A 5,260-nucleotide genomic window follows, 5' to 3' on the forward strand; every position below is an offset into this window, starting at 1 on the left:
TTAAATGATGGTGAACGCCTTAATGCAACAGGTTCTTCCTATAAAGGAAAGATTTTTATACACCTGCTGGCACAAACACTGAGAATGATGCTAAGTGTATCTGCTGCCGCTCATAAAGCAGAAGGAAAGGTATTACCAGGAGAATCACTTGAAAAGGCAATGTTGCAGCTGAAGAAACTGCAGGCCACAAAACCTGCAGGAAGAGGTATATATATAACAAAAGAGATCCCTAAAAAAACTAGAGATCTCTTTGAATTATTCTGTGTACCCTTCCCAAAGAAGCAGATCAAAAATTAGTAACTATGATCTGCGGAGGTTAGGCTCTATTCATTTCTCATCCAACCTATCTTTTTACTACTGTATTTCATTCTGATCTGGAATAATATCTAAAGATTTAACAACAGCATCAGCCCAGATATAAGCCTGAGAGATGTAACCATAAATCTTTTGCTTATAAAGCTCGATACCTTCATCGTAAGCAAGAGCAAGAGCGTCAGAAATTCTGTGTTCAAATAGAAGAGAAAGTGTTCTAATAATCTTACCTAACTGCTCTCCTCCATTTTCCTTATAGCAGGAAGAAACAGCGTCTAGAGGAAATTCTGAGAAGGTTGCTTTTTCTGTATCATGAAGAAAAACATGACAGTATTTCATAAAGCCAGACATGAAAGCCTGAGGAGCAGATATATCGTCACATAATTCCAGTGCCATTAAATCTACTATTTTTCCAAATATCAGAGCCTGAATAAATGGTTCATAGTTAAGCTTCTGCATATCGAAAGCAAGCTTTTTGGAATCATTTATCTTCTTGGTGGTTAAAGTATAAAGATTAAAAGCAACTGAAATTACAAGTAAATTTCGTAAATCATTCTGAGTTAAAGACTGATTCTCCGTATTCTTCAGATTCCTTCCTCTAAGCGTTAGAGATGTTAAAGCACGAGAACCCATCATTTTTTTCATAGCAGTTCCCATTAGAGGGTACTGAGCAACTATTTCACCTACCTCTTTAATGTCATAAAAAGAGGAGTATAACTGGGCAAACAGACGTAACATGTCATGCTGCCATTTAGGTCTTACGCCTTCATATTTAATGAATTCGTTCTGAACAAGACCAAGAACGCAGTCAAACTTTTTAGCCTCTGCACTGGTGAAATTAAAGATGGAGCAGGACTCCTTGTAACCAATGGTCTGCAGTTCAGGATTGTGTTTCTTAAGTCCCTGGATAACATCAGAAAACTCAGAATACTTAGAAACATCAACAAGAACATAGTCAATGCAGTTTAAAAGAGCCTTGTTTGAAGGAAGTTCTCCCATAGAATCAACACGAACAGCAAACTTCATTCCCTGATTATAAAGACGAAGCATACTGTCCTTATACTCTTCAGATAATTCTATAGAATTCTCAAGCCACATGATAACTGATCTAGGATCATATTTGCGGGCCTGTTTAACCCATAAGGCACAAGGAACTGAAGGTATCATAACCCTTTCATGAGCACCTTTTAGAACCTTCATATTGGTAACAGTTAATACTTCCCGCAGTAAGCTTTGAACGTTATCTTTTCGACAGAAACCAAAATCAAAAGTATTACCGGCAGATAATTCCAGGCAGTAAAACTGAGTGTTACCTAAAAAATTCTGTACAGCCAGACGGTCAAAGACCTTACACTGTAGGGATGGTGTATCTATATCCATTTTTCAGTTATCGCACTCCAGTTATCAGTCATATGCTTTTTTCTATTTATCGTTTAATTTTTTTAATAATTTCTGGTGAATTCCGTTAAATCCGCCATTACTCATTACAAGAATAGTTGAACCTGTATTACAGGTTCCAACAATACTATCCAGCATCTGGTCAAAATCAGAATAAACATAAAGAGGCTTAGAAGACTGTTTTTCTAATTCCTTTACATTCCATTTTACAGAATCATTGGCATAAACAAAAATTTCATCAGCAGATTCGAATGACTTAGCCAGTAGTTCATGATTTGCACCAAGTTTCATTGAATTAGATCTTGGTTCAAAAACAGCAACAAGCTTTCTTTCATTGCCAATCTTTGCGCGTAGACCTTCTAAAGTTAAACGAATAGCTGTTGGATGGTGGGCAAAATCATCATAGACTTCAACGTCATTTACAACTCCCTTTAGTTCCATTCTTCGCTTTGGAAGTTTAAAGGTTTGAAGCGCAGCAGCTGCATCCTTAATAGAAATACCTGCATATGATGCTGCCTTTATAGCCATAAGACTGTTATTAACATTATAAGTTCCAGTACACTCATACTTAACAGAAGAAACTAATGAAGAACCATCATAAATTTCAAATTCTGAGCCGTCCGCTTTTAACAGTTTTGCATGCAGTCCATCTTCTTCACCAACAACATATCTGTTTGACCAGCAGCCCATCTCAATAACCTCATTGAGATTATTGTCATTATTAGGCATAACGATTAAACCTTCACTTGGAATAGTTCTTATCAGATGATGGAACTGTTTCTGAATATCTTTAACAGAATCAAAAATATCTGCATGATCATACTCAAGGTTATTCATGATTAGACAGGATGGATGATAGTGAACGAACTTTGATCTCTTATCAAAGAATGCACAATCATATTCGTCAGCTTCTATTACAAAATACTCTGAATCCGAATTTCTAGCAGAAATACCGAAGTTTTCTGGAATACCGCCAATTAAAAAGCCAGGATTCTTTCCGTTAGCCTCTAAAATCCATGCCAGCATTGAGGATGTAGTAGTCTTGCCATGAGTTCCAGCTACAGCGAGAACTTTCTTTTTTAGAAGATAATGCTCTTCCAGCCACTGAGGACCAGATACAAAAGGAATTCTTTCATTCAGAAGCTTTTCAACTATCGGCATTCCTCGTCTCATAACATTTCCAACCACAACAAGATCTGGTTTGGAATCCAACTGTGAAACATCAAAGCCTTCAATAAGTTCTATCCCTGCAGCTTTCAATTCATCCGACATTGGAGGGTAAACATTCAGGTCAGAACCTGTAACCTTAAAACCTGCCTGTTTGGCAATCATAGCGATACCTCCCATAAAAGTACCGCAAATGCCTAAAATATGAATATGCATAAGAATCCTTATTTCTTTTTTTAATTATTTAGTTATCGTTTTATTTACGACATTAACAGCTGTTAATGGAATCATTCATTATATCTTCAGTATTACCTTTCAATTGTATCTTAAGACCCGGCTAATTCAGCGATGTTTAATCGTAAATTTTGAAGAGATATCAATCTATATATTCTCTTTTATTTTTTTCTTCACCGACACTAATATATTTAAGTGAATCATCAAGCCACTGGGTATACTCTTCCTCTCTTTTGATGGCATGGTTCAGGATCAGATAATGTCCGTAGTTATTATCTTTATCTATTGTAGAGAATACATCTTTCATTCTCTGCCTGAGGTGCAATAATTTTTCCAGGTGTAATTCATACTGATTCTTTAAAAGCTGACCTAGTCTTTCATCTGACTTATCCTTTATAAAATACAGCTTTAAAACGAACTCATCCTTATTTACAGCCAGTTCATTCTGAAAACTGCATTGCCATTTTGAAAAACGCTCTTTCCCAAATTTTGTAATTTCATAGTAGGTTTTTTCAACTTTTGAGCCAAAAAATCCTGTTACCGCATTTATTTCCCCAAGTTCGGTAAGACGTTTTAGTTCAAGATAAATCTGTGAATGCTTTACTGACCAGAATTCTCCTATCTCTGTATCAAAGTCCTTTTTTAATTCATAGCCTGTTTTTTTTGAATCTCTAAGTAGACCAAGGAGAATAAGTGGTAATAAATTTTTCTGAGCCATAAATAAATACCCGCATCACGCAAAATTGACACAAGTTAAATATAATATATAATTATTCTAAAATAAACATGTTAATAATTACATATAATTAAACAATAGTGAGGATTAAATGAATCTATCAAAACTAGCACTTATAACAGTTATGTCAATTATTCCTTTCACATCAAATGCACATACCAAGAATCTTTCAATTCAGGGAGATCATGGTAAACTCTCTGCTGTTATGCAGACTCCAGACGGATTAAACAAATACCCATTGGTTATTCTCTGTCACGGTTTCACTTCAAGCAAGGAAGTAGACATCTTTACAAATCTTGCAGACAAACTAGAAAAAAATGGCATCGCATCTATACGTTTTGATTTCAACGGCCATGGCCAGAGTGAAGGTAAATTCGAGGATATGACCGTAATAAATGAAATTGAGGATACTAAAAAAGTTTACAACTATGTAAAAGATTTACATGAAGTTACCAAAATTGCATTAGCAGGACACTCTCAGGGAGGTGTAGTTTCCTCAATGGTAGCAGGAGAACTAGGAGCAGATAAAATCAAATCTCTAGTGCTGATGGCTCCAGCTGCTGTTCTTAGAGATGATGCAATCAGAGGTCAGATCTTTGATATCCGATATGATTCAGTAAATCCTCCCAAGAATGTCGATCTTCATGATAAAGATCATGAAGGCTACAAGATCGGATACAACTACATAAAGACAGCACAGACTCTGCCTATTTATGAGACCGCAAAGAACTACGCAGGACCTGCATGCCTGATTCACGGAACCCATGATATCGTGGTTCCTTATACCTATAGTCTGCATTACAAAGAGATCTTCAAAAACGGAGAACTACACCTGATCGAAGGAGATGACCACGGATTCACTCATTCAAGGGAAAAAGCGGTTAACACAGCAAAAGACTATCTTGTAAAAACACTACAAAACAATTAACAGAAAACGACTATTTTCTGATGAGCTAGCAAAATCCAAATCATTCCTTCGTCCTTTAGTCTTTTTGAAGGATTTTGCCAGCTCAAAGACTCTCCACCTTCGACCTCATAACATAAATACAATTAAAAAAGACAATAGTGATTCATAACAAAGACTATTCTCCTGATGTTATTCACTCTAGTTTCCCACATGGAAATTTAAAACAAAACTAGATTCACTCTAGGTTTGATGCTCTTTAAAAACTTGTATTGATTTATTTTTGGGAAGAGGTGTAATTATAAGCAAAAAAAAGCTTATATATCTGATAGATACCGATGAAAAGGTGTGTTTAATATGTTATAATTTTATCTGCTAAAACAAAAAGTTAACATAAAAAAACACACCATGAATATGATACCTAAAAATACCTCTTCTAGCAATTTTACTGATACATTTTCTTCTCTTTTTTCTGTTCTTGGTCTCTGTAGTTTACTCAAAGTTGCAGG

General features: G+C 35.6%; 5 protein-coding genes. 2 read left to right on the top strand and 3 right to left on the bottom strand.

Annotated elements, in window-relative coordinates; genetic code table 11:
- A partial coding sequence (locus B5D46_RS12240; RefSeq protein ID WP_078929599.1) for a hypothetical protein occupies positions 1-297 on the top strand: 297 nt, incomplete at its 5' end.
- 57 nt (positions 298-354) lie between these two features.
- Here B5D46_RS12240 and B5D46_RS11675 read toward each other — a convergent pair.
- The 3 genes from B5D46_RS11675 to B5D46_RS11685 all read right to left on the bottom strand — a co-directional run bounded on the left by B5D46_RS11675 (position 355) and on the right by B5D46_RS11685 (position 3,829).
- A complete protein-coding gene (locus tag B5D46_RS11675) occupies positions 355-1,692 on the bottom strand; it encodes a hypothetical protein (protein WP_078929600.1) in 1,338 nt (445 codons plus the stop codon).
- A 42-nt stretch (positions 1,693-1,734) separates the two neighbouring features.
- Positions 1,735-3,093 (bottom strand): UDP-N-acetylmuramate:L-alanyl-gamma-D-glutamyl-meso-diaminopimelate ligase, encoded by a 1,359-nt coding sequence (mpl, locus tag B5D46_RS11680; RefSeq protein ID WP_078929601.1) that lies wholly within the window; start codon positions 3,091-3,093, stop codon positions 1,735-1,737.
- 160 nt (positions 3,094-3,253) lie between these two features.
- Entirely contained in the window at positions 3,254-3,829 is a 576-nt protein-coding gene (locus B5D46_RS11685; protein WP_078929602.1) for a PadR family transcriptional regulator, read from the bottom strand.
- Positions 3,830-3,938: 109 nt separating this feature from the next.
- Between B5D46_RS11685 and B5D46_RS11690 the strand changes: the two genes are divergently transcribed.
- Positions 3,939-4,775, top strand: a complete 837-nt coding sequence (locus B5D46_RS11690) for an alpha/beta hydrolase family protein (protein WP_078929603.1) — start codon at positions 3,939-3,941, stop codon at positions 4,773-4,775.
- Positions 4,776-5,260: the final 485 nt, after the last annotated feature.

This window comes from Succinivibrio dextrinosolvens DSM 3072 (assembly GCF_900167015.1).
Lineage (GTDB): Bacteria > Pseudomonadota > Gammaproteobacteria > Enterobacterales > Succinivibrionaceae > Succinivibrio > Succinivibrio dextrinosolvens.